The sequence below is a fragment of the Rahnella bonaserana genome (assembly GCF_019049675.1).
Taxonomy (GTDB): Bacteria; Pseudomonadota; Gammaproteobacteria; order Enterobacterales; family Enterobacteriaceae; genus Rahnella; species Rahnella bonaserana.
On sequence record NZ_JAFMOW010000030.1, the window covers coordinates 1 to 833 of the forward strand.

Consider the following 833-nt stretch of genomic DNA (forward strand, 5'->3'; position numbering starts at 1 on the left):
TGTCCAGAATACGCGTGACCTGCACGCCTGAAATCCCGAAAGCGGCGGTAATCGTCAGGCACTCTTTCGTGAAATCATCCACGCAGGTCAGACACTTGATCCTGCGACCCGTGGCCAGTGCGTCCATGACGAAATCCATCGACCAAGTCAGGTTCGGCGCATCTGGGCGCAGAAGGGGAAACCGCTCGGTCGCCAGCCCTTTACGCCGTCGTCTGCGTTTTACGCTCAGGCCGTTAAGGTGGTAAATGCGGTATACCCGCTTGTGATTGACGTGAACGCCCTCCCGACGCAGTAACGGCCAGATGCGCCGGTAACCAAAACGCCTGCGTTCAAGCGCCAGTTCAGTGATGCGCCCTGATAAATACGCATCCGACGCCGGACGCTGCGCTTCATAGCGGCAGGTCGACAGGGACAAACCTGTCAGCCTGCAGGCACGACGTTGCGACAGACCGGTCGCGCCACACATCAACTCCACGGCTTCCCGCTTCTGGTCTGTCGTCAGTACTTTCGCCCAATAGCCACCTGAAGCGCCTCCTTATCGAGCATGGCTTCGGCGAGCAGCTTCTTGAGTCGGGCGTTCTCTTCTTCAAGCGACTTCAGGCGCTTAACCTCAGGCACTTCCGTACCGCCATACTTCTTACGCCATGTGTAAAACGTGGCATCGGAAATGGCGTACTTACGGCAGAGTTCACGGGCAGATACCCCGGCATCAGCCTCGCGGAGAATACTGATGATCTGTTGGTCGGAAAAACGCTTCTTCATGGGGATGTCCTCACGTTGCAGATGAAGACATTACTAACATCGGGGTGTACTAATCGACGGGGAGCAGGTCA

Annotated in this window: 1 pseudogene; it reads right to left on the bottom strand. The window is 56.9% G+C overall.

The annotated features are described in order from the left end of the window. Positions 1–762 (bottom strand): annotated as a pseudogene (locus tag J1778_RS00145) (IS3 family transposase); the annotation flags it as partial. Positions 763–833: the final 71 nt, after the last annotated feature.